Raw genomic sequence first — 20,917 nt, forward strand, 5'->3', positions numbered from 1 at the left:
TTCGTGAACATTTCGGCATAGCCTGAAAGATTCTGAGGTCAGTCGAAATACCTGACCTCAGTGCAATAAGACCAGACACCGAAGAATCCACCCGAAGAAGCGAATGGGGGAATATCTGTGAAACAAAGGCCTACATAGCCTAATCGCACCGCCATTGGTTGTTGATGCGTTTTGCGAAGGCCCCGTCGCGGCCGGCAGTGCCTTGTGTGCAGACGCCGGTGTTCGACGGGCGACAGTCTTTACAGTAAACGAACGCTCCATCTGATATACGGGGCATTCCCTGTGCGCCGCGGGCCCATTGTTCGATGTCGCGGAACGTAATGTTAGGATCCATTTGAAGAACGCCATCCTGGATCGCGACGGTATATCCAAAAAAGTTCGGGAAGCCTTCTATCTGGTTAGCTCCAGAACCTTCGCCGAGTTGGCCGGTGCGGAACATCACGCGGCCGCCGCTGATGCCAGGCTGCGAGACCAGCCGGCCCGCTTTATCTCGGCAAGTTCCAGGCATTATCAGGCTGTCGTGGCAGCTTGCAGTAAATTCACCAAGCCAATCGATCCTTCAAAAGCAACCGTATGGAACGTCACCAATGCTTTTTCGCCTGGTTCCGCCTTGATGTCGGGAAATACCTTCTCCTCGTAATCGACAAAAAAATCACCCGGTTGATGCGCAGGAGCTGTTACTTCAGGCATAAAAATTTCCTCATTCCAAGAGTTATTCCAATCAGTTTGGAGGTGAGTTCAGCTCAACCTAGACAATAAACCTACCAGAGACTAAACACAATTAACAGGAGTTAACAGAAACTTTATTGCCGGTTGAGAAGTGAGATTCACGGAATTGGATCGGGGCTAAGCATCGAGGCTAAGCATCGAGACTAAGCACTGTATGTGCAGCATAAAAAACAAGCCGATCAACTTCTTGTAGCTATCGCTACAGATCATTAGAATCTGGCTTTATTGACAGAATCAGTATCTACAAATAGTAACCAATAATGCAGTTTTGGCAACATCCCCTGTTCATTTAGACAGGTAACCCTCGATCCAGCCAGCCTCGGATCACGGCCTGATAAAGGGCCTGACAGCGAGTTTGGACCTGAAGTTTGGCAATTGCGTTATTGATGTGAAATTTGACCGTGCGTTCGCTAATGTGGAGCTGATCGGCAATGTCGCGATCGCGAAACCCGGCGGCCAGCAGCAGCAACATCTCCTGCTCGCGGTCTGACAAGGGCGAAGTTTGGGAGCGCGAATCTGGATACGGCAATGTCAGCAGCACTTGCAGCATTGCTTGATTGGCTCCACTCAGCGTCTGCAGTGTGCCTCCCAAACAGGCGCTAGCCAAGCGTAATTCATCGAAAATGGCTGCAATCCAGTCCTGTAAGGTTCTAGATGCAGGCTCTTTAACCGGCAAGCTGGCGTTTGAACCGATATCTGGGATGACCATTGCATCGAGTAGAACCTGGGTTGACTCATACATCAAACGGCAATGACTGCACTGTAACTTGCTGAGAATTTCACCAGTTCGCAGCAGCAGCACATTTAGCGACATAGGCAGTAAACGCTCGGTTCCCACTAGACAGAATCGAGATTGGGGTAAAAGAGTTGCCATTTGTTCTGATAAAGGCAGAACAACGACTGATGAATTGATTGAAGACTGCTGTTCTCGCTGATGCGCCAATGCACTATCGAGGGCGACTGTAACAGTTGCACATAGATACTGTAATACTTCTAGGAATTCTGGCGACAACGGTCGATGACTAAAAACAGCCAATACTCCTACAACACGATCGCCTACAGCCAGCGGATATCCGGCAAAGCCCGTAATCTGCTCAGCGATGGCCCATTCTCGATCTTTTACCCACGGTTCTTCTGCTAAATGATTGCTCAGAAATGGAATCCGATTTTGGGCAATTTTACCCACCTTAAAGGCTCCCATCGGCACCCTAGAGAATGAACCATTCGTATGGGTGTACAGTCCCGAAGAGGCAACCAAACGCAGAGCGGTTTGATCGGCTTCTACTAACCAGATGCGGGCAAAGGCACAGTCAAAGACGCTGATCATTTGATCGGTGACTTGTTTAGCGATCACAGTTGGGTCCAAACAGCCACTAAAGGCTTGAGCCATTTGACTCACCTGTTGGAGATCCATCAGCAAGCGCAGCGAGTTGGAAGATGCAGAACTGTTGAATGCCATTGCTGTTATTAAGTGCTGTTGCCAGTTGCTGTTCACCAGACATGCTACCTTTATACAGAATAGGCTGCCTGCTTTCATATCTGTATCCGCCATCACTAAGTACCTCGGCATAATTAAAAACTAGATTCAAAACCCTGCGCGGGCGGCGAAGCCCTGCGTGGGGGCGAAGCCCCCACACCCCCTTGTTCACAACCTATTTATGAACGCTGTACTTAGATAAAGTTAGATAACAGATAAAGTTAGATAACGCGATGGGCAGGTGATGACTGCTTGACAACTTGGCGTTGCTGAATGGTGATATAAAACCGCGAGCAAGATGATCGCACTATTAAGCAACAATCCGGACAATGTGAGCAGCTCGCTCACGTTCCTTATCAGGCAATCATTTGCCGATTCAGCAATGCTACGGCAACTCCTGCGCAGCTCCCGCAGGGTAGGCACAGCTACACAGACAGAGCACAGGCTTATTAGCTAACCGTTGGCTGAGCGAGGATCAGAGGATTTATTTGCAGCTGAACCGCAACTAAACTGCAATCAAATTAACAACACTTCAAAATTGATTGCAAAACATGACAAATTGCTTGGTCCATTAACAGGAAGCTAGAATAAATTTCTATGCTGATGATGTCTCGATCGACTGGGCTGTCAGGTGATACTACGATTAACCCTTCCGTGAACAGACAGCCATGAAAATTCTGATCATCGAAGACGATAAGTTGACCACTGAAGCGTTGGTTGCCACACTGAGTAACCAGAACTATACCGTTGAAGTAGCCACTGATGGAGAAGCCGGATGGAACTTGGCAGAAGCCTTTGACTATGACCTGATCCTACTGGACGTATCGCTTCCCAAACTCGATGGCATCAGCCTCTGCCAACAGTTGCGCTCCCATGGCTATCAGATGCCAATCCTGCTGTTAACGGCCCGCAGCAGCGGCCACGATAAAGCGATTGGGCTAGATGCAGGGGCCGATGACTATGTGGTCAAACCTTTTGATCCAGAAGAGTTAACTGCCCGGATTCGAGCTTTACTGCGGCGCAACCAGACAGCAGTTCAGGCCGTATTGGAGTGGGGGGAACTACGCCTGAATCCGGAAAGCTGTGAAGTCATCTATGGGACGCAGCCGGTGTCTCTAACGGCAAAGGAATACGCCTTACTGGAATTGTTCTTGCGCCACAGTCGGCGCGTATTTAGCTGTGGAGCTATTCTGGAAAACCTCTGGTCGTTTACCGAAATTCCCAGTGATGAGGCGGTGAGAACCCATATCAAAGGATTGCGGCAAAAGCTGAAGGCGGTCGGTGCTCCAGCAGATTTGATCGAGACGGTTTATGGGATCGGCTATCGCCTCAAGCCGCTAACCGAAGTGAACGCAGTAAATGCAGCCAATTCCAAACCCAAGCAGCATTCCCAACAGCCTAGATCACATCTGGCTGACTCGTCTGACCAGCAGCCCCTCACGAGTGCAGAACAAATTGGGCAGCAAACTCAAGCCGCGATCGCCATAGTGTGGCAGAAATACCAACCGCGCGTGAACGAACAGGTAGATGGGTTGGAACAGGCAGTGACAGCCTTACAGAATCAAACCTTGAATCCGGAATTACGGCAGCAGGCGGAACACGAGGCCCATTCCCTGGCTGGTTCGCTTGGCACTTTTGGCTTTGCTCAAGCTTCCCAACTAGCCCGCATGCTTGAGCAACAGTTGCAAGAGATTGAACACCTCAGAGCTGACCAAATTCCCCAACTGCAACAGCAAATCGTAGCCTTGCGGCAGGAAATTGCCGGAACGAATCAGAGTGCTGCGGCTCGTGAACATGCAGAGTCTGTCAATCAAAACTTAAAACTCAAAACTATTAAAAAAGAGGTAAAAAAGAGGGGCATTGTTGTGCAACACCCCTGTTTGAATTCATTGTTGAGTCGGTCTAGTTGCTGACGGCTTTGGCCGCTAGTTTGGCTTCACCGCCGACTAGGCGTTCGTAGGTAGCGCGCATTTTTAGACCAACCAAGACTTGGAACAGGCCGGTACCGTTGGTGGAGCCAGGATATTCTTTGTGCTTCAGCAGCAGCTCGGTCATTTCACCGTAGTATTTGGTGGAGGTGTTGCTGAGGTGGCTTTCGATGTAGATCATTTCTTCGAGGCGATCGAATTGGCCGTCTACTTCCAGGATCGATACGCTGTTGCCGTAGTAGGTATCGGGGCCATAGAACATGCGGATACCCGGATAGGAGCAGGTCAGCTTGCGTCCGCAGGGAATCCAGTCAATCGTCGATCCTTCGTCGAACAGGTAGACTGGCTCGAAGCCTTCCACACCATCTTTTTGCACCAACCGCACTCGCAGTACCTTCCGCTCGGTGTCGTTGGGAATTAGCTTGGTGGGCAGCACCTGAATCACCGCATCGGCGTACTGCTTTTGCACATCGATGTAGGCATTGAAGTCGGGGCGGCGAGATTCGATTTGCGCCAAAACATCTTCGTAGGTGTGACCCCGCTCGGCCATGTCGCGCTGGATCTTCCAGGCAATTTTCACCTCATCATCGATGTCGAGGTAAACGCTGAAATCCAACAGCGAGCGGACGCGCTCATCGTACATCGGATGCAGACCCTCGATTACCACAATCGGCGTGGGCACAATCCGCTCTGGTGGATCGATAGTGCCGGTTTCGTGGTTGTAGATCGGCTTCATAACTTCCTGACCTGACTTGAGCGCTTTCACTTGCTCGTACATCAGATCAAAATTATTGGCCTTGGGGTTGAGTGCGGTGACGCCTACCTCCTTGCGCTGCTTACGATCCAGACTGTGGTAGTCGTCTAAGCAGATAACAGTCATCAACTCTTCACCAAACAAATCGGCAAGGCGGCGAAGAAAGGTTGACTTACCGCATCCGGAGTCTCCGGCAACACCGATCAAGACCACACGGTCTGGCTTACTGGTCATAGGGTTCCTCTATGGTCTAAAACAACTGCATCAATATGAATTTAAACTTTTAAGAAAACGGTTCCTCTGGTTGGAGGTTCCTCATAACTAGCCGCTACAACTAGCTGCTTGCTTGCCTAGAGAACTCAGCGCTGCTAAAAGCCGCAATCTTAAGCAGCCCGAGCAGGATTAAAAGCAACCTGGAACAGGTCGCCAATCATCCAGTCCGGGTCGCAACCTACTCCAAAACCAGATAGGTATTTAATCCTATCCGTTACTTGGAATTCTACCAAAACGTGATCCCCACTACAAGGTAGGGCTGGAAATTACTTTGGCGATCCCCACTTTATGCTAAAGGCAAGAGGGGCCAGAAGTGAAGCGTTGAGAATTGGGAGTTTAGGAGTCAAAATACAGGAGCCAGAAGTCAGAATATTTGCTTTGCTTATAGGTGTGATAAATAACAAAATGGGTTGTTTTTGTATGATTGGATACTACAACTCTGAAATCAATCTAAAAATGGATTGCTTTTGACAGTCTTGCCGTTAAAGTCCTGAGTATGGTGATGCAGGGGTATGGGGTCAGACCATTATTAAATCTGACCTCCTTGGTGTGTTTGAGGAAGACTTTGGCAATGCTACGCTAGTACACACTAGTCTAAGGAAACGAGCTAGAGCTGGGCTAGAGCTAAGCCAAGGCTAAGCCAAAGCCAAGCGAAGGCATCGTTGATCTAGGCATGGTGTGGTGAAAATGGCGCTTTGCGCCAAATTAATAGGGTTAGGAGAAGAATCGATTAGCAATGTACAATCCAAGCGCAGCGGGTGGTGTTGCCAGCACAGCTTATGGTAGCCGCCTTTTCATCTATGAAGTAGAGGGTCTACGCCAAAACGGAGAAACTGACAAAATGGGCTACCCGATTCGTCGGAGTGGCAACCTGTTTATTACGGTGCCTTACTCCCGCATGAATCAGGAAATGCAGCGAATCGCTCGCCTCGGTGGCAGGATTGTCAGTATTCGCCCATACGATGGCACTAGCGCCAGCAACGGTCAGGTTTCCTCCCGCACTGAACCCCAACCTGTTCAGTCAGCAGAGGCAAGTAAACCCATGACTCAAGCGAAAGAAAAACCAGCAAAGCGGACTGATGTTCCTGTCAACATCTACCGACCAAATAATCCCTACATCGGCAAGTGTCTGTCCAACGAAGAGCTTGTAGGTGAAGGCGGCATTGGCACGGTGCGTCACCTCAAGTTCGATATCTCGGGAGGTGATCTGCGCTATCTAGAGGGTCAGAGCATTGGCATTATTCCAGATGGCACTGATGCCAACGGCAAACCCCACAAGATTCGTCTGTACTCGATTGCCTCAACGCGCCACGGCGACGATGTGGATGATAAAACCGTTTCTCTTTGCGTGCGTCAGTTAGAGTACAAGCATCCTGAAACCGGCGAAACCGTCTACGGGGTCTGCTCCACCTTCCTGTGCAATCTGGAAAAGGATGCGGATGTCAAGATCACGGGACCCGTTGGGAAGGAAATGCTGCTACCCGATGATCCAGAAGCTAACATTATCATGATGGCAACCGGAACGGGCATTGCGCCTTTCCGGGCCTACCTCTGGCGCATGTTCAAAGATGCCGAAAAAGCAGCCAATCCTGACTATCAGTTCAAGGGCTTTGCCTGGTTGATTTTTGGTATTCCCACCACACCCAACATTCTCTATAAAGAGGAGTTGGAAGAATTGCAAGGCAAGTACCCCGACAACTTCCGCCTCACCTACGCCATCAGCCGCGAGCAGCAAAACTCAGAGGGCGGCAGAATGTACATTCAGCATCGGGTAGCAGAACATGCGGATGAGATCTGGAACCTGGTGAAGCAGGAGAAAACTCATACCTACATCTGCGGTTTGAAGGGCATGGAAGACGGCATCGATGAGGCAATGGCAACCGCCGCCGCCAAAGAAGGCATTACCTGGAAGGAGTATCAGCGCTCGATCAAGGAACGCTGGCACGTGGAAACTTACTAGAAATTGCCAAGCCAAATTTAGCTCAATTCATTGCCAGGGGACGGTGTTCTCCTGGTTTTTTGTTAGACAAACGTTCGCATCGAGTAGGGTAAATGTCCCGTATCGTTGTGGGAAATCAGAACGGTTTGATTGTCTTCTTTGATCAAAATTTCACTAATTCCACAGTTGTGATGATCTAGATTCGCCCAGACTTCCGGTGAAATTTCCATAGCTCGACAGGCGAGATAACGAATCAGATTACCGTGGCAGACGATGATTTCATGTTGTTCTGTATTCATAGATTCAGAAGACGCAGACCCAGAAGACACCGATTCAGAAGTCTCTGCCTCGTGCAGCCACACCTGACTCCTGAGCAATTGCGCTTAAGCGGCCAATTTCAGGTGTCAGCGCTGGATCGGGCGTATCGGCTTCACCACCCACGATCAGGAGCCGCGCCGCCAAGGATTGCTGCTTCAGCAGATAGGCAAAGGCCCGAATCACGTTGTCCACTCCTTTGCGCGGCACCATGCGACCAAGCTGGAGAATCAGGAACTCATCGGTAGACAATCCCAGCGTCAGGCGGGCATGGGCTTTATTGATCGCCCAGAACTCAACCGTATCAAACCCGCAGGGAATGACGCGAATGCGATTTGGGTTGGCGTGGTACAGCCGCAACAGATCGTCTCGGTCTTGCGGGCACTCGGCAATCAGGGAATCGGCTTCCTGCACAATCCGGTCCTCGATCGCAAACCGCTCATCGGGGAACTGATCGGCATCGCCTTGGTGCAAGCGTCGCACTCGTCCCAGGGCATGAAACGTGACGACAAACGGGATTTTCAGCAACCGTTTAATATCTGCTGCTACAAGAGCAGACATCCAAAAGTTAGCGTGAATTAGATCATACATCGTATTTTGACGGCACCAATCCAACACAAATGCCGTAAACTCATTGATGTAGGGCAACAGCTTTTCTTTCGGCAAATTAATCGGTGGACCAGCAGGCACATGAATGACACGCACACCCTGCTGCCATTCCACGACATCAGGCAGATGCTGATGATCGCGCCGCGTAAACACATCAACCTGGTAGCCAATGGCCGCTAAATGTTTTGATAATTGGCCCACATAGACATTTTGGCCGCCGCTATCTACGCCACCAAAGATACCGAGGGGCGTGGCGTGTTCACTGATAAGAGCAATACGTTTAGTCATGATTGAGGAGGAAGGTAGGAAAATGGGGAAGATGGGGGAGATGGGGAAGGGTACAGTTTGCTTCTGATTCGGTTTCTCCTTTCTGAAGGGGTCAGAGGGGATCTTCAACTTGCATATTTGCTCGAGGTGTTAGGAGCAGGACGTGAGGCTCAGTGGTGAAGTACTAAGGGCGATGGCTTGTTCAAAGGCATTCTGCCAGTCTTGTACAAATCGCTGAATATTGAACCGTGCTTTAGCATCTGCTTTAGCCTGTTGACCTAATCGTTTTGCTAAATCAGGATCCGCAATTAATTCCTGCATGAATTGAATTAGGGCATCAACATTGGTATTAACGTAACCCGATACATGATTTTGAATCACCGTTGTCAGTTCAGTAGTCGCGAGTCCCACAATCGGTAGGCCCAGCATCATGGCCTCGCAGACAGCTAGACCCAAGCTGGTGTAACGCACTGGATGAAAGAAAAACCGATAGCGCGATTGAAAGGCAGCTAACTGGGCATGGGGAATTTCGCCTAGGCCACCGAGGGATGTCGCATCCATGCCGACGAGATCCAGCGGTACTTGCTGACAGGCAGCCTGAAACACATCCGATCCCAGTCGCCGTCCCCGCGTACGCAACCCGTTAGCCACCACCAAACCCCGCGCCAAGTCGCCGCTGTATTCAATATCCTCTGGTACAATCACGCCATGCTCAATCACGCACGTTGGGGTGCGGTTGCTGTCCCACATCAGGCGATTGAAATGGGTAACATGTACGAGTAGAAGATTGGGATCATCAACGACATGCTGAGTATCGGTTGGATGTTGACGCGGCGGATCATGTTCTAGATACAATCGCGGTAACTGTCGCTGCGCCTCAGACAAAATCTCGTATTGATCGATTTCATAATTACGGCGCGATTGAAATAGAATGCAGTCGAACGATTGATGGCGCACATCGTCAGCCGCAATGTCGTGCACATTATCGCCCCAAGCAAAGCCGCCTAAGCGCCCACCATAGCCCTCTGGTTTACTGGGTTTAACCGGCAGATAAAACTCGTGGGGAGCTTGAGTTAGATAATAAAGGTAGCTACCGTGGACATGCCAGGTGAGAATTCGTAACCGCATGGTTTAGTACAGAAGGTTGAAAGTTGGATTCAGCGTTGCTTTGGTTCGAGGAAACACACAGGTCGATAGCATTTACAAGATGCAGGTGATAATTAACAGCAGACACCGGATCGAGGGGAGGAGTAACGCAACACGAGAGCACATTGCCGCCGAACTCCCGCGACTGACCGATCCGAATCGGAATTGCGGCTAGGTAACAGAGGTACGCCATTGTGTAGGGCGATTGATCGGATTCCGTAAAAATAATTGCGGCATCGAAACTATAGTGACGTACCGTTTCAATCAACTGAGTCAAACAGGCTGTAGCCAAAGGAGTAGACCGATCGCAAGTCAGGTTGAATAGTTTCCATTCAACATTCAAATCCACATCTATAGCTACATCTGCATCAACCACATCTGCATTAGCGGCTACAGCATTAGCAAGCAGCACTATCTCAGTTTGGGGCAGAGCTTGGCGCAAGGCTTGCAGAGCCGGTGCAACCTGATCCTCTAACCCTGCTCCGGGAAGGCAACACAACAACCGCTGCATTGTCTGCCAATCAGGACGCATAGGCTATCTCCTGGTGTAGTAAGTCTCTAGCTTCTGCTAAAGTGGCCTCTACTGAGCAGCAACCCGTTCGACTCATCGTGTCATTGCTTGCCGCGAGTTGGATCACCCGATGTCGCTTCTGGTCTAGAGGTGCCCAACGGTGGGGATCTGAATCAGAAAAGAGCACTACGCTTTTGACCTGTAGGGCTGCCGCGAGATGGGAAATACCCGTATCGTTGCAAATTAGCAGTCGAGATTGTTTTAGCAAAACGGCTAGGGCACCGAGGCTAGTTTGTCCAGCTAGGTCGATACTGGGAAACTGCATTGTGCGAGCTACAGATTGGGTCAGGCCAACCTCAGCATTCGTGCCGGTCAGCACAATCTGAAAACCCTGAGCAGCTAGAGCATCAGCTACGGCAGCAAAACCTTGAGCAGACCAGCATTTGGTTTGCATACTCGCGCCCGGATGAATGCAGACGTAGTTTCGGATCTGGAGTTCATAGGCCGATACAATTGCTTTACACTCATGCCAATCGGTTTGCCAAATCGGAAATTCCAAATTATCTCCCTGTAAGGGAATGCCTAAAAACTCCAGCAGACGTAAGTGTCGCCAAATTTCTGGTTCCCGCTCTGGATAAGCTAAGAACCATTGGGGATCGGGACAGGGCTGTTCTACTGGGAAAAAGCCCGCCGTTTGTTTTGCTCCTAACAGCGTTGTAAAGCTATTGATCATTAACCCACTACCATGCATTTGCAAGGCTAGATCGAAATTGAGCTGCTGCATTTGCGCCAGAAACGATACTGTTTTCTGAGGAGAAACCGGCGCTTCTGGAATCCCAGGATAGCCCGGAAATTGTAGCCAATTCTGAATGTAGCAATACCGCTGCACGAGATCAGCTGTTTCCGGCAACCCGATCCAGGTCAATTGCGCTTGCGGCAGCGCCCGTTTCACGCTATGCGCCACTTTTCATTTGGATCGGGGTCATCTTTTATCTGTCAAGCCAAGCAGGGGCTGCAAGCGAAACTTCGCGTTTCCTAGGCCCTTTAATTCAATATTTTTTTCCGGAAATGCTGCCTGAATCGCGACAAATGATTCACGCTATCATTCGCAAATCAGCTCATTTTTTCGAATATGCGGTGCTGGCCGCCTTGGTGATCAGGGCCTTTTCACTTTCCTCTCTCTCAAAATTACGCAAAAATCGATTTGTTTTGGCCATTATATTTTCTGGCATCATCGCCTCTATAGATGAGTTCAATCAGAGCCTCAACCCCGCCCGCACCGGTCTCGTTACGGATGTTTTATTAGACCTATCAGGTGCCATATTTGCCACTCTTTTGGTCTACAGCTTCTACCGATTTAGATATCCGTATGCTAATCATCACGATCCGATGCCAGGCCACTCGCCTCCTCGATCAACTCTGGAATGAGTCGTGATTCCGGCAAGGTCGGCCAGTGACGAACAGGAAATTCTCTCTTCATCGCCTTTTCCTTAAGTCGAAACGGATTGAAGATGGAGCGATAATATGTCAGCCAATAGTCCTCAAATGCATCCTCCTGCGGGGTCTGGTCACGAGCTACCCCAGATGAGAACGTAAGTTTCTTTAAGTCCCAATGAGCACAACCCTTTGGGGTTAGTATCGAAAACCTCATTGAACCGAAACGACGTGCAAAAAACGGTGTTGCCAGTTCGACCGTCCAATGATCAGGACAGTGCCAAGCTACGAATATATCGTCAACTCCACATTTTACTGACCGAAAACGGACGAAAGCATGAAATTTATGTATATCCCGGTTGACCGATTTTCTCATAAGGTAGGCTTCCCGAACATCCGAGTCCGAGGCAAACTCAAGAAGATCGGGTTCGCCATGCTTGATGCGGTACATTATCCGATAAAGCAATGGCCAACGAGCAGGATCATTAAAGCACGCTACGATAGCAGCCAACTCCATGAAGCGTTTGGGCACGAGAATCCGTGTCGGTGACGTTTGAGACTCCAATTCAGCTCCAAATAATGACATCTGCCCGCTATTGCTCCAGACAACGTTCCTTGGTTCAATGCCGCTCGCGATCAGGCTCCGAACTGCATTAGACCACTCATCAAAGTTCTTTGGTTCCGCAATAGTGATCATTACTAAATCTCCCCGGCGATGACAGTCAACGGCGACGGCGTCAGATCGAATAATGAAAGCTGATGATTAGGATGCTTTGCCTCAAATTGCGTCTCCAGCCGCTCGCTATCCAGTTCGAGAACAAACGCATTGTGGTCGGCGGTTTTGATAAACCATTTCGCTCGATTCATACTTATTCGCAGTCGCACCAGATCTTCGAACCGCACTTGTCTGTGACGCCGCATCTTGATTATGCGATCGACATTTTTTACGCCAATTCCCGGCACGCGTAACATCATCGAGCGTGAGGCCCGGTTGACATCAACAGGAAACATCTCGCGATGTTTCAATGCCCATGCAAGCTTCGGATCTTTTTCAAGGTCTAAATTTCCATCGTCCAGTGTTGCAATGATCTCGTCTGCAGAAAATCCATAGTGACGAACCAACCAATCGGCTTCGTATAGCCGATGTTCGCGTATTGTAGGAACAAGCGTTTTCGATAATTGCGGATCTGTAAAATGAGCAGGCGAGAATGCAGAATAGTAAACTCGCCGCAGACGGTATTCCCTGTATAGCGATTCAGCTTTAATCAATATGGAGCTGTCCTTTGTGGCCGTAGCTCCAACGACGATCTGTGTCGATTGGCCACCAGGAACAAAAGGAGATGAATGTTTCTGATGTTTTGCCGCGTCCCTGGATTCGTCGATCTTATGCCTGATCGTCTTCATCGTGCGCTCTGTCTCGACAAGTGTCTTGTCGGGAGCCAGCATATCGAGGTCTGATTGTAGCGGCATTTCGATATTCGCACTCAACCTATCAGCGTAAATACCTGCTTGTTGCAACAGTTCAGCTGAGGCTCCAGGCGCTGCTTTTAAGTGTATATATCCGCCGAAATTTTCTTCTTCGCGAAGCTTTCTTGCCACTTCGATCAGCAATTCCATAGTATGATCTGCATTGCGGATAATACCTGAGCTTAAAAAAAGTCCTTCAATATAATTTCGCTTGTAAAAATTTATCGTCAGATCGACGATCTCTTGCGGTCTGAACCTTGCTCGTCTGATATCAGACGAGCGTCTGTTAACGCAATAAGAGCAATCCCATATACAGATATTAGTCAGCAGCAATTTCAACAGTGAGATACAGCGACCATCCGGCGTATAGCTGTGACAGATTCCCATGCCCTCAGTGTTTCCGGTACCCTTTTCCTTGCGTTTACGATACGATCCGCTTGACGCACACGAGACGTCATACTTTGCCGCATCTGCTAATATTTCTAACTTTGTTCTCAAGTCGATCATTGGCTTTGATCTTAATAAATAATTGAGCTTGATACAACGTATCATCTATGCAACTTTTCAGTCAATTGGATTTATACACCCATTCACCTAAAACCGCAATTCATTTCCGTTTATGGCAACTTTATATGGTATTTTATCGTTAGCTAATTACAGTGAGGATTTGAATAAATGAGCATAATGGACAAGATCAAGGAAGCCGCGATGAACCAATTCATTGAGGTCATCGAATGGTTGGATGAATCGCAAAACACCCTGCTTTACCGGTTTCCGGTCTATCAGCAGGAGATCAAGAACGGAGCTCAGCTTATCGTACGCGAATCGCAGGCCGCGGTCTTTGTTTTTGAAGGTCAGGTGGCTGATGTCTTCACACCCGGCCGATACACCGTAGAGGGCGGGAACACTCCGATCTTGTCAAAGCTTGGGGCTTGGAAATATGGATTCAATTCGCCTATCAAGGCTGAGGTCTATTTCGTTAACACCAAGCAATTTACAGATATGAAGTGGGGCACGTCAAATCCGATAATGCTTCGTGATAACGATTTCGGTATCGTCCGTTTGCGGGCATTTGGTGCATACAGTATGCGTGTCGCGGATCCTTCGGCATTCATACGCGAGGTAGCAGGAACGAATGCTCATTTTCAGACTGAAGATATCGATACTCAATTGAAGCGTGCGATCGTAACGGAGTTTTCCGACGCGCTTGGCGAAATGAAGATCCCTGCTCTTGATCTTGCCGCTCAGTATAAGGAGCTCGGCGACGCGATCCGCCAAAAGATCAATGTCGATTTTTCAAGCTATGGCTTAGAAGTAACGAAGTTCTATGTTGAGAATGTAAGCCTTCCGCCCGAAGTCGAAGCCGCAATGGACAAGCGTGCCTCGATGGGGGCTCTTGGCAACGTTCAGACATACGCACAATTCCAGGCGGCAGATGCCCTACGCGACGCGGCACAAAACGAAGGCGGCGGCGCCGGACTCGGTGCCGGGGTGCAACCGCATCACCAGCATTCCGAGCGAATCGCACTTGTTGATATAGTTGATGATTTGTTTGAACAGTTAGGCTATGACGTACCTGCTACATTCTATTGGACATTTCTACATCCTTTACAACGGGCAAATCTGTTCGAAGTGCGTTCGTTCCGCTTTAGTGAACAGGATCTAGCAGTAGCCAGACAGTTTGATGCAATTTTGCATGGTGGCTATGTTTCGATGCTGCGTCGATTGATTGATAGCGTATCTAGCCGTCATGGATATTTTATTGAACATGGCTGCGGTTGCGAAAATCATTTAGCAAAGCTGAAACCCTGTGATTCTTCGTTTAACTACAGCATTCCAGAAGAGGCGAGGCGGAAAACCTTACGGGCATTTTTCTGGAGTGTGATGGAAGAGTATCTGCTGTTTGAACAGCGCTCGGCCACTCGGTTAGTCTATGCCAGCGATAGTGAAGTTTAGCCATTAGAATTTCTCCAAACATGGTTGGCTGAAACAGAATTGAGGGGTGGGGGATTTCTCCCCCATCTGAGGGTGCAGCCCCCTACACCCCCATTTTTGTAAAAGTTCTCATAGATGAATAGATAGATGATTCGACAGGCAATTCTCTGTTAACTCCGTTTGTGGGACAAATATCGCCTTGATTTTTGTAAGTCATCCAAGGAGTGCTATTTCGATAGGCTAAGGAACCTTGATCAGTAACGCAAATCGCAACAGACGCATTTTCATCGGGTCCTCGAAATAGAGTTGCCATATCTTCATGGTTGCCTCCTAGATCATATTGATCGCATGTAATTGTTTCTTCAACGACTATGAATACCTTTCCTACCTGCTGACAGCGGCGCTGTAGAGCTAAAAGTTCTGCTTTAATCAGATTGAAACACGCTTCAGGAGGTAGCTCTTTTGCAGATTGTAGTGCAGCCTGGATTCTTTGCCGTAGCTCTTGTTTAATTTGTTCTCGAGGATTCTGCTTTGGGGAGTTTTGTGAGTTGGTGTACATTGCTTTTGCACCATTGGATAAACTTTAGCTCGAACGTCTGACATATTCTCAGGTGAATAGTGCGAGTCTGGAGGTTTCCTAGCTAAGCTCTCGCCAACCAGATGATATTGGAAACATGGTCGAGATTGTCTAGAGAGCGCGAGAAAGTCGGTAGAAAGACAGTCGTTGTATCTTTGTGCAGCGTATTTCTAAAGTTCTCTTAGATTTTACCGTTTCTATCTCTGCTGCATAACTCTATCTTACTAGATAATTCAAATATTTGGAACTAACTTGAAAGAATTTTGGTTCTAATTAATTTTTGATTGAGGTGATTACGGAAGAAGAGTGGCATTGCTGCCCTCACCCCAGCCCTCTTCCCAAATGAGCTACGGTGTATACACAAATTCTGGCTGAGGTATCGCAACCCCAGAAAAGGGGGCTGAGAGGACTTGTGTATAGACAGTAGCCCAAAAGGAGAGGGAACGGATCTCCTGTTCCCTTCTCTGTCTGCTGAATTGCTTATGCTTCAACGGTTAAACCTTCTACAGGGCAAGCAATGCACGCCAAAGCATAACCCGCTTCTTGATCCGCTTGGGAAAGGGCTGTGGGCTGTAAGTCATATCGAACCTCGCCTTTACAGGTGAACACTTTACAAACACCACAGGCTCCCATCCGGCAATGGTGGCGAATATCAACTCCGACTTGTTCTGCTAATTCTAGAATTGAAGTATGACCGTCTATTGCCACCTTTTTGTTTGACTGTGAGAAATGTACAGCGGAATTATCAACTGCTTGAGGGCGCATCATGGTGAACTTCTCTAGCGCTTTATCTCTAAAGCCATCTGTGCTAACTTTACTGGCCTCTGGGTTTAGCAATCCACCACCGAAGCTTTCTTCCCGATAGTTTTTCATAGGGAAGTTGATGGATTCTAGAATCTCTTTGATATTTTGAGTGAATGGTTCTGAGCCACAACTATAGACAAATCTCTCCAGCAGATCAGGCACAACCAAATGCAGCATTGCTTTTGAAATCCGTCCTGTTAGTCCCATCCAGGGATTGCGGCTATTAGGACGAGTGATGGTGACTGCCAGATGAAAATTCGGCATTTGGGCCGCCATTGTTTCCAGTTCTGCCCGAAACGGAATGTTTTCTGGAGTCTGGGCGCTGTACAGAAACACAACATCGCAGTCTACCATGGCATCATGAATCCATCTGGCCATCGACATCATAGGAGCAATGCCGCTGCCACCCGAAATCAACAGCAGTTTAGGGTGTAGTTCTGGAAAGCAGGTGAATTGACCGGTTGCTCCACCAATTAGCTTGAGCGAATCCCCCACCCCAAAGGAGTCATGGAACCAATTGGAAACAAACCCAACTGGTAAATCAGGACGCTCGGCTGGATGAGAAACTCGCTTCACCGTTAGTCCTAAGTAATAGGGCCGAGTTGGGGAAGTGGAAATGGAGTAAGAGCGAATAACCGCCTTACCATTGATTTTGGCTTCTAAATTGACAAACTGTCCAGGCTTGTAGTTGAACAGAATCGGTGGGTCTGCCAGAAAGTAAAAGGATTTAATATCTGGCGTTTCGTCAACAATCCGACAGCATCGCACAGTCAGATCTTCACTAGTCCAATGGTGTTCCTGCGGCAGCACAATAATCTGAGGAACTGGTTCTAACTCAGCAGGTGCGAGAAATGGAGGTGATAACTCTTCGATATGGAGAAATACATCTCCAATCTGTAACAGATCACCTAGCTTCAGTGGATACTTCTCATCCACAAGAACTTTCTCGCCGTTGAGTATGGAACCGCATGTGCTACCCATATCTGTGAAGTAATAGATATCGTCTTGGTAGGATATCCTGCCGTGTAAACGACTGACTTCAGGGTTAACCAAAACTAGGTCAGATGTGATATTACGTCCAATAATCCATTCTACTTGTCCAAGATAACACTGGTCCAGAGTGTGGATCTGGAAATCCTTCTGTTCAAAGTTGACTGAGCGGATCTTCAGCATGGTGGTTTGCTCCTCCAATGAAAGCGTCTTGTGGGATATACCGTCGGCTCTTTGTTCAGTTGTGGTTTAATTGCGCCGTTTCCGCGTGTTTGGTGATGGCTTAGAATGGGCTGTGGTTGGGTGAGAAACTTGGGCATCGACCTGTTTGGCTGCTGTAATGGCTAGTGTTTTAGCGTCATGAACTTGAGCGGGTGATTGCCGGGCATAGGCTGAAATTAAAACTTCTGGATGAGATGCCGCGATTGCTTCAATGGCTGTGAAGTGGTCGGCATCTTTAACCTGTAGCTCCTGGCGCAGCTTTCTACAGAAGTCGAGGCTACCTGAAACGTCGGTCAGATTTTGTTCTAATAAGTCCTGCACAATGCCTGCATAGACTTCTAGCCGTAATTTTTGACTAAATTCTGGCAAAACTTTGACTAGAGTGTAAACTTCATCAGCCGACAGCCATGTTGCTCGTTGGGCATAGGCCGGCAGCTTGTCAAACAAAGCTCGCGGAGCAGCAATGTCATAGCCCGCCTTAACTCGCCCATAGGCTACCACGGGAAAAGGCACATAAATTAGTACGGCTGCTGCAACAATACCATAGAGTAGGAGAGCAGAAGTTGGAAGCTGCATAAGGAGGGGCTAGAAAGCCACGAACAACAATCATAGTTAATCGAAATAAAACAGCGTTACAACTTTGCGCTGCTCCTCCGCATCTTGACAGGTCTTCAGTAGCGTTTGGCTATCGTGGAACGCGAAGCAAATGAGCTGTTGACAGCGAGAGATAATCTCCTGGTTACAAATAGCGCTGGCTTCAGCAAGCGATAAATGATCGTTTTCTGGGTTCTCCACTAAATGGATCACCTGTTCAAGCTGCTCGCGTGATTCTCTCGGCTGACGCTCTAAACTCTGGGGCAAGATCACCGTTAATAGGTTTGGATCAGCCCGCATAGCACCTCGGATGGCGGCAGAATTGGTTCCTGTTGCACCAGAGGTTAAAAGATGATTGCCCGACAGCACCAAGGCGTAGCTCATTAGCTCGATCAAATGCTGATGGGTGATAGGGACGTGACGAGATCCTAGCAGAGCAATGCGCTTAGATCCAGTTTGCTGAATCGCTGCTAGCTCCTGCAAAAACTCATCGACTTTAGGCAGATCTACAGATTGACTCAAAGACTAAAAAACTATACATCAACGAACGACCACGCTATTGTAGCAGGTGTCAGGGATGAACGATAGAAGTCTTTAGTCGTATCAAAATAAGAGCTATTCCGAGTCACCTAAACGCAAAAAGCCCGAGGTTTCATGGTATAGGTCTAAAGTTGGAATACTGTCTTCTTCCACATCTTCGGCCTGTTCGCTCACGACCTGCACTGCGATGCCTACTTCAGAAGCAGTTGCTTGGGCTGCAGCCTGATGGTGGGCAAGGCGACTGACAACTTCCGACGGTAGTGGTTCCAGGGTTTTCGTGGATTGGCAGAGGAAGAAGGTGAAGGCCACACTGCCTAGTCGCACCTGGTCTCCATCCCTAAGCAATACCTGGCGAACTAGTTCACCGTTGACAAAGGAATGGTTGCGGCTGCCCAAATCAATTAGGTAAAAGCCTTGATGCGGCACATACCTGATGGCAGCATGGCAACGGGAGAGCCGGATGTCTTGAATCGAGATAAACGAACGACGCGGATCCCGTCCGATAATCCAGGTCTGCTGAGGTTGCATCAAAGCCTGCGTTTTACCCTGCATCAGATTGGTCACCAGGTATCCCTGTTCGTCAGACATAAACCCTTGCACATAGGCCGAAGTCATACCTACTGAGGTGCTGCTTGAGTTTTCCAGATCCAAAATCTCATCCAGCAGCCCACGGTGATGTTCATAGAGCTTTTGAAATACCTGGTACAACTTCAAGCGCTCTTGAAGTTCTGCGTACTCGCTCATATTGACCAGGGAGGAAGTGTATGCTGCCAATTCATTTCGATTTGCCATACCAAGACAGTCCTAGATTGTTTCCGACGGAGTGAGAAGATAGATGCTGCCAAAAGACTGTGTGCAGGTTGTGTGCAAGTTGTGAATTCGGTAGAACTTTTGAATGGTCTCTAGCAGGTAGAATACCTCCACAGTGACGAGATCATCGATTATTTAGAGCCATCAGCCTTTAGAGCAACTGGTGTCTAGAGCAACGCGCAACGTAAAGACGTTTTTGTCTAAAAACTGTTTGCCTAAAAGCTAATTGCCTAATGCCAACTAGCCAGTAATCTAACCAGTATTAGGACGATGTGCGCCCTGCTCGTGAATCTACTGAGGGTGGATCTAGGAAAATACGAGGTCTGAAGTGGGCGTACTTAATGCCCAGCCTACAATCGATCGAGTTTTGGCCTTTTGATGTCAACCTTGGCAAATGCTGGATTGGCCTCTGATAGCATCAACTGATCGACAGGAACACGCAGCCATTGTGGCAGTCTTCCTAACCAACATAATTTTCCAAATCCCAGCTTAGGGTGTCCACTTAAGCAAAATAACCGCAAAATTACGGGAAATTTCGGAGAGACCTAACTACTAGGACTTAAAGAAATCTAATAATTCCCGGTTGACGGTTTGGGGCACTTCCTGTTGGATCCAATGGCCGCAGTGACGCAAAAGCTTGAGATTGAAGGAAGCAGAGACCAGCCGGTCCATGCGCTCGGTTAATTTTTGGCTAAAAAGAAAGTCCTCTTCGCCCCAAAGCACTAAAGTGGGAACGGTAATCGGCGTGGGCGAGTGCCCCCAATTAGCCAACCAGGTTTGAGGTGAAAGGAACTGGCGGTAATAATTCAGCACTGCCGATAGGACACCGGGTTTTTCTAATGCTGCCTGGTAAATCTCCGTATCTTTGGTGGTAAACGCGCCTTTACGGATAGCCTGCCCCTGAAACAAACCTTTGACGATACCCGGCAGATTTTGGCGAATCAACCACTCAGGCAGCGCAGGAACTTGCAAGGCCAGTAAATACCAGCTGCGGCGCAACTGATCCACGTTGCCGATCATCTCCTGCATCAACTGCTGCGGATGGGGAGCATTGAGGATGACAAGGCGATCGAGCAGATGGGGAAATTTGTGAGCGAGGTGCCAAGCAATGGTACCGCCCCAATCGTGCCCAACAATATGGGCCTGAGTATAGCCAAGGCGTTCGATTAAACCGCGAATATCACCGCTGAGGGTATCTAGGTCGTAGCCAGTTGCAGGTTTATCAGAGTCGTTATAGCCCCGCAAATCAGGCACCACGACTTTAAAGTGCTTTGCCAAGGCCGGAATTTGATGACGCCAGGAATACCAAAACTCAGGAAAGCCATGCAAAAGCACAACCAGTTCGCCTTCCCCCTGAGTTACGCAGTGCAAGCGAATGTTGTTCGTTTCAATAAAGTGATGTTGCCAACCAAGACTAGTTGCGGTCATAGAATGATGTGAGAGTTGCCAGAAAATGTAGAGCCTACAGACAGTAATTGCGAAACTAGCAATTTTAGTGAAGCGAGGTCGTTTTGCGGCGCTGCTAAACTGCATTGCTTAAACTTCGAAGCTTCAACGTCAAGATACCCAGCTACCGGATGTGACTTGTCCTACTGC

The 20,917-nt window shown here is 48.6% G+C and carries 21 protein-coding genes; 4 read left to right on the forward strand and 17 right to left on the reverse strand.

All coding sequences use genetic code 11. The features are described 5' to 3' along the window. Positions 1–139 precede the first annotated feature (139 nt). The 3 genes from JVX88_RS14655 to JVX88_RS14665 form a co-directional block, all read right to left on the reverse strand. Complete coding sequence (locus JVX88_RS14655) at positions 140–508, reverse strand: hypothetical protein (protein WP_211628061.1); 369 nt, start codon at positions 506–508, stop codon at positions 140–142. 2 nt (positions 509–510) lie between these two features. Further along, positions 511–690 carry a hypothetical protein gene (locus JVX88_RS14660; RefSeq protein WP_211629136.1) on the reverse strand — a complete coding sequence of 60 codons (180 nt, stop codon included), beginning with the start codon at positions 688–690 and terminating at the stop codon, positions 511–513. A gap of 328 nt (positions 691–1,018) precedes the next feature. Further along, positions 1,019–2,299 (reverse strand): LuxR C-terminal-related transcriptional regulator, encoded by a 1,281-nt coding sequence (locus JVX88_RS14665; RefSeq protein ID WP_263975537.1) that lies wholly within the window; start codon positions 2,297–2,299, stop codon positions 1,019–1,021. Between the two features lie 575 nt (positions 2,300–2,874). Here JVX88_RS14665 and JVX88_RS14670 point away from each other — a divergent pair. Beyond that, on the forward strand, positions 2,875–4,119 hold the full coding sequence (locus tag JVX88_RS14670; RefSeq protein ID WP_211628062.1) for a response regulator: 1,245 nt from the start codon (positions 2,875–2,877) through the stop codon (positions 4,117–4,119). On the opposite strand, the gene JVX88_RS14675 is transcribed toward JVX88_RS14670, so the two are convergent. Then, positions 4,109–5,122 (reverse strand): phosphoribulokinase, encoded by a 1,014-nt coding sequence (locus JVX88_RS14675; protein WP_211628063.1) that lies wholly within the window; start codon positions 5,120–5,122, stop codon positions 4,109–4,111. The two genes, JVX88_RS14670 and JVX88_RS14675, sit on opposite strands and share 11 nt — an antisense overlap. Positions 5,123–5,897: 775 nt before the next feature. Between JVX88_RS14675 and petH the strand changes: the two genes are divergently transcribed. Next, positions 5,898–7,121 (forward strand): ferredoxin--NADP reductase, encoded by a 1,224-nt coding sequence (gene petH / locus JVX88_RS14680; RefSeq protein WP_211628064.1) that lies wholly within the window; start codon positions 5,898–5,900, stop codon positions 7,119–7,121. A gap of 62 nt (positions 7,122–7,183) precedes the next feature. Here the strand turns inward: petH and JVX88_RS14685 are convergent, their stop codons facing one another. The 5 genes from JVX88_RS14685 to JVX88_RS14705 form a co-directional block, all read right to left on the reverse strand. Continuing rightward, a complete protein-coding gene (locus JVX88_RS14685; RefSeq protein ID WP_211628065.1) occupies positions 7,184–7,399 on the reverse strand; it encodes a histidine phosphatase family protein in 216 nt (71 codons plus the stop codon). Positions 7,400–7,433: 34 nt separating this feature from the next. Continuing rightward, on the reverse strand, positions 7,434–8,312 hold the full coding sequence (locus JVX88_RS14690) for a glycosyltransferase (RefSeq protein WP_211628066.1): 879 nt from the start codon (positions 8,310–8,312) through the stop codon (positions 7,434–7,436). 129 nt (positions 8,313–8,441) lie between these two features. Continuing rightward, positions 8,442–9,419, reverse strand: coding sequence for a glycosyltransferase (locus JVX88_RS14695; protein WP_211628067.1), 978 nt, complete (start codon positions 9,417–9,419; stop codon positions 8,442–8,444). Next, the gene (locus JVX88_RS14700; protein WP_211628068.1) at positions 9,382–9,969 is read right to left on the reverse strand and encodes a hypothetical protein; all 588 of its coding nucleotides are present in this window, start codon (positions 9,967–9,969) and stop codon (positions 9,382–9,384) included. Before JVX88_RS14700 ends, JVX88_RS14695 begins: the two co-directional genes overlap by 38 nt. Continuing rightward, positions 9,959–10,900 carry a glycosyltransferase family 9 protein gene (locus JVX88_RS14705; RefSeq protein ID WP_211628069.1) on the reverse strand — a complete coding sequence of 314 codons (942 nt, stop codon included), beginning with the start codon at positions 10,898–10,900 and terminating at the stop codon, positions 9,959–9,961. Before JVX88_RS14705 ends, JVX88_RS14700 begins: the two co-directional genes overlap by 11 nt. Positions 10,901–10,917: 17 nt before the next feature. Between JVX88_RS14705 and JVX88_RS44115 the strand changes: the two genes are divergently transcribed. After that, complete coding sequence (locus JVX88_RS44115) at positions 10,918–11,376, forward strand: VanZ family protein (protein WP_410503786.1); 459 nt, start codon at positions 10,918–10,920, stop codon at positions 11,374–11,376. Here JVX88_RS44115 and JVX88_RS14710 read toward each other — a convergent pair. Further along, positions 11,321–12,079 carry a TIGR03915 family putative DNA repair protein gene (locus tag JVX88_RS14710; RefSeq protein ID WP_211628070.1) on the reverse strand — a complete coding sequence of 253 codons (759 nt, stop codon included), beginning with the start codon at positions 12,077–12,079 and terminating at the stop codon, positions 11,321–11,323. The genes JVX88_RS44115 and JVX88_RS14710 overlap by 56 nt on opposite strands. A 2-nt stretch (positions 12,080–12,081) precedes the next feature. Further along, the gene (locus tag JVX88_RS14715) at positions 12,082–13,356 is read right to left on the reverse strand and encodes a putative DNA modification/repair radical SAM protein (protein ID WP_211628071.1); all 1,275 of its coding nucleotides are present in this window, start codon (positions 13,354–13,356) and stop codon (positions 12,082–12,084) included. A 168-nt stretch (positions 13,357–13,524) separates the two neighbouring features. Between JVX88_RS14715 and JVX88_RS14720 the strand changes: the two genes are divergently transcribed. Beyond that, positions 13,525–14,805, forward strand: coding sequence for an SPFH domain-containing protein (locus tag JVX88_RS14720; RefSeq protein WP_211628072.1), 1,281 nt, complete (start codon positions 13,525–13,527; stop codon positions 14,803–14,805). An 82-nt stretch (positions 14,806–14,887) separates the two neighbouring features. On the opposite strand, the gene JVX88_RS14725 is transcribed toward JVX88_RS14720, so the two are convergent. From JVX88_RS14725 to JVX88_RS14750, 6 genes are all read right to left on the reverse strand, one after another. After that, positions 14,888–15,343 (reverse strand): hypothetical protein, encoded by a 456-nt coding sequence (locus JVX88_RS14725; protein WP_211628073.1) that lies wholly within the window; start codon positions 15,341–15,343, stop codon positions 14,888–14,890. A gap of 498 nt (positions 15,344–15,841) precedes the next feature. Further along, positions 15,842–17,338: an FHA domain-containing protein gene (locus tag JVX88_RS14730; RefSeq protein WP_211628074.1), complete on the reverse strand. Its 1,497-nt coding sequence runs from the start codon at positions 17,336–17,338 to the stop codon at positions 15,842–15,844. Between the two features lie 66 nt (positions 17,339–17,404). Then, entirely contained in the window at positions 17,405–17,953 is a 549-nt protein-coding gene (locus JVX88_RS43075) for a hypothetical protein (RefSeq protein WP_211629137.1), read from the reverse strand. A 36-nt stretch (positions 17,954–17,989) separates the two neighbouring features. Further along, positions 17,990–18,493 (reverse strand): DNA recombination-mediator protein A, encoded by a 504-nt coding sequence (locus tag JVX88_RS14740; RefSeq protein WP_035997154.1) that lies wholly within the window; start codon positions 18,491–18,493, stop codon positions 17,990–17,992. A 93-nt stretch (positions 18,494–18,586) separates the two neighbouring features. Beyond that, positions 18,587–19,303, reverse strand: coding sequence for an FHA domain-containing protein (locus JVX88_RS14745; protein WP_211628075.1), 717 nt, complete (start codon positions 19,301–19,303; stop codon positions 18,587–18,589). Positions 19,304–19,873: 570 nt separating this feature from the next. Further along, a complete protein-coding gene (locus tag JVX88_RS14750) occupies positions 19,874–20,749 on the reverse strand; it encodes an alpha/beta fold hydrolase (RefSeq protein ID WP_211628076.1) in 876 nt (291 codons plus the stop codon). Positions 20,750–20,917 lie beyond the last annotated feature (168 nt).

The sequence above is a fragment of the Leptolyngbya sp. 7M genome (genome assembly GCF_018128485.1).

Excerpts from the sequence above, each read along its gene's own strand:
- JVX88_RS14655 (WP_211628061.1), bottom strand. The coding sequence starts at position 508 with ATGCCTGGAACTTGCCGAGATAAAGCGGGCCGGCTGGTCTCGCAGCCT.
- JVX88_RS14660 (WP_211629136.1), bottom strand. The coding sequence starts at position 690 with ATGCCTGAAGTAACAGCTCCTGCGCATCAACCGGGTGATTTTTTTGTC.
- JVX88_RS14665 (WP_263975537.1), bottom strand. The coding sequence starts at position 2,299 with ATGCCGAGGTACTTAGTGATGGCGGATACAGATATGAAAGCAGGCAGC.
- JVX88_RS14670 (WP_211628062.1), top strand. The coding sequence starts at position 2,875 with ATGAAAATTCTGATCATCGAAGACGATAAGTTGACCACTGAAGCGTTG.
- JVX88_RS14675 (WP_211628063.1), bottom strand. The coding sequence starts at position 5,122 with ATGACCAGTAAGCCAGACCGTGTGGTCTTGATCGGTGTTGCCGGAGAC.
- petH (WP_211628064.1), top strand. The coding sequence starts at position 5,898 with ATGTACAATCCAAGCGCAGCGGGTGGTGTTGCCAGCACAGCTTATGGT.
- JVX88_RS14685 (WP_211628065.1), bottom strand. The coding sequence starts at position 7,399 with ATGAATACAGAACAACATGAAATCATCGTCTGCCACGGTAATCTGATT.
- JVX88_RS14690 (WP_211628066.1), bottom strand. The coding sequence starts at position 8,312 with ATGACTAAACGTATTGCTCTTATCAGTGAACACGCCACGCCCCTCGGT.
- JVX88_RS14695 (WP_211628067.1), bottom strand. The coding sequence starts at position 9,419 with ATGCGGTTACGAATTCTCACCTGGCATGTCCACGGTAGCTACCTTTAT.
- JVX88_RS14700 (WP_211628068.1), bottom strand. The coding sequence starts at position 9,969 with ATGCGTCCTGATTGGCAGACAATGCAGCGGTTGTTGTGTTGCCTTCCC.
- JVX88_RS14710 (WP_211628070.1), bottom strand. The coding sequence starts at position 12,079 with ATGATCACTATTGCGGAACCAAAGAACTTTGATGAGTGGTCTAATGCA.
- JVX88_RS14715 (WP_211628071.1), bottom strand. The coding sequence starts at position 13,356 with ATGATCGACTTGAGAACAAAGTTAGAAATATTAGCAGATGCGGCAAAG.
- JVX88_RS14720 (WP_211628072.1), top strand. The coding sequence starts at position 13,525 with ATGAGCATAATGGACAAGATCAAGGAAGCCGCGATGAACCAATTCATT.
- JVX88_RS14725 (WP_211628073.1), bottom strand. The coding sequence starts at position 15,343 with ATGTACACCAACTCACAAAACTCCCCAAAGCAGAATCCTCGAGAACAA.
- JVX88_RS14730 (WP_211628074.1), bottom strand. The coding sequence starts at position 17,338 with ATGCTGAAGATCCGCTCAGTCAACTTTGAACAGAAGGATTTCCAGATC.
- JVX88_RS43075 (WP_211629137.1), bottom strand. The coding sequence starts at position 17,953 with ATGCAGCTTCCAACTTCTGCTCTCCTACTCTATGGTATTGTTGCAGCA.
- JVX88_RS14745 (WP_211628075.1), bottom strand. The coding sequence starts at position 19,303 with ATGGCAAATCGAAATGAATTGGCAGCATACACTTCCTCCCTGGTCAAT.
- JVX88_RS14750 (WP_211628076.1), bottom strand. The coding sequence starts at position 20,749 with ATGACCGCAACTAGTCTTGGTTGGCAACATCACTTTATTGAAACGAAC.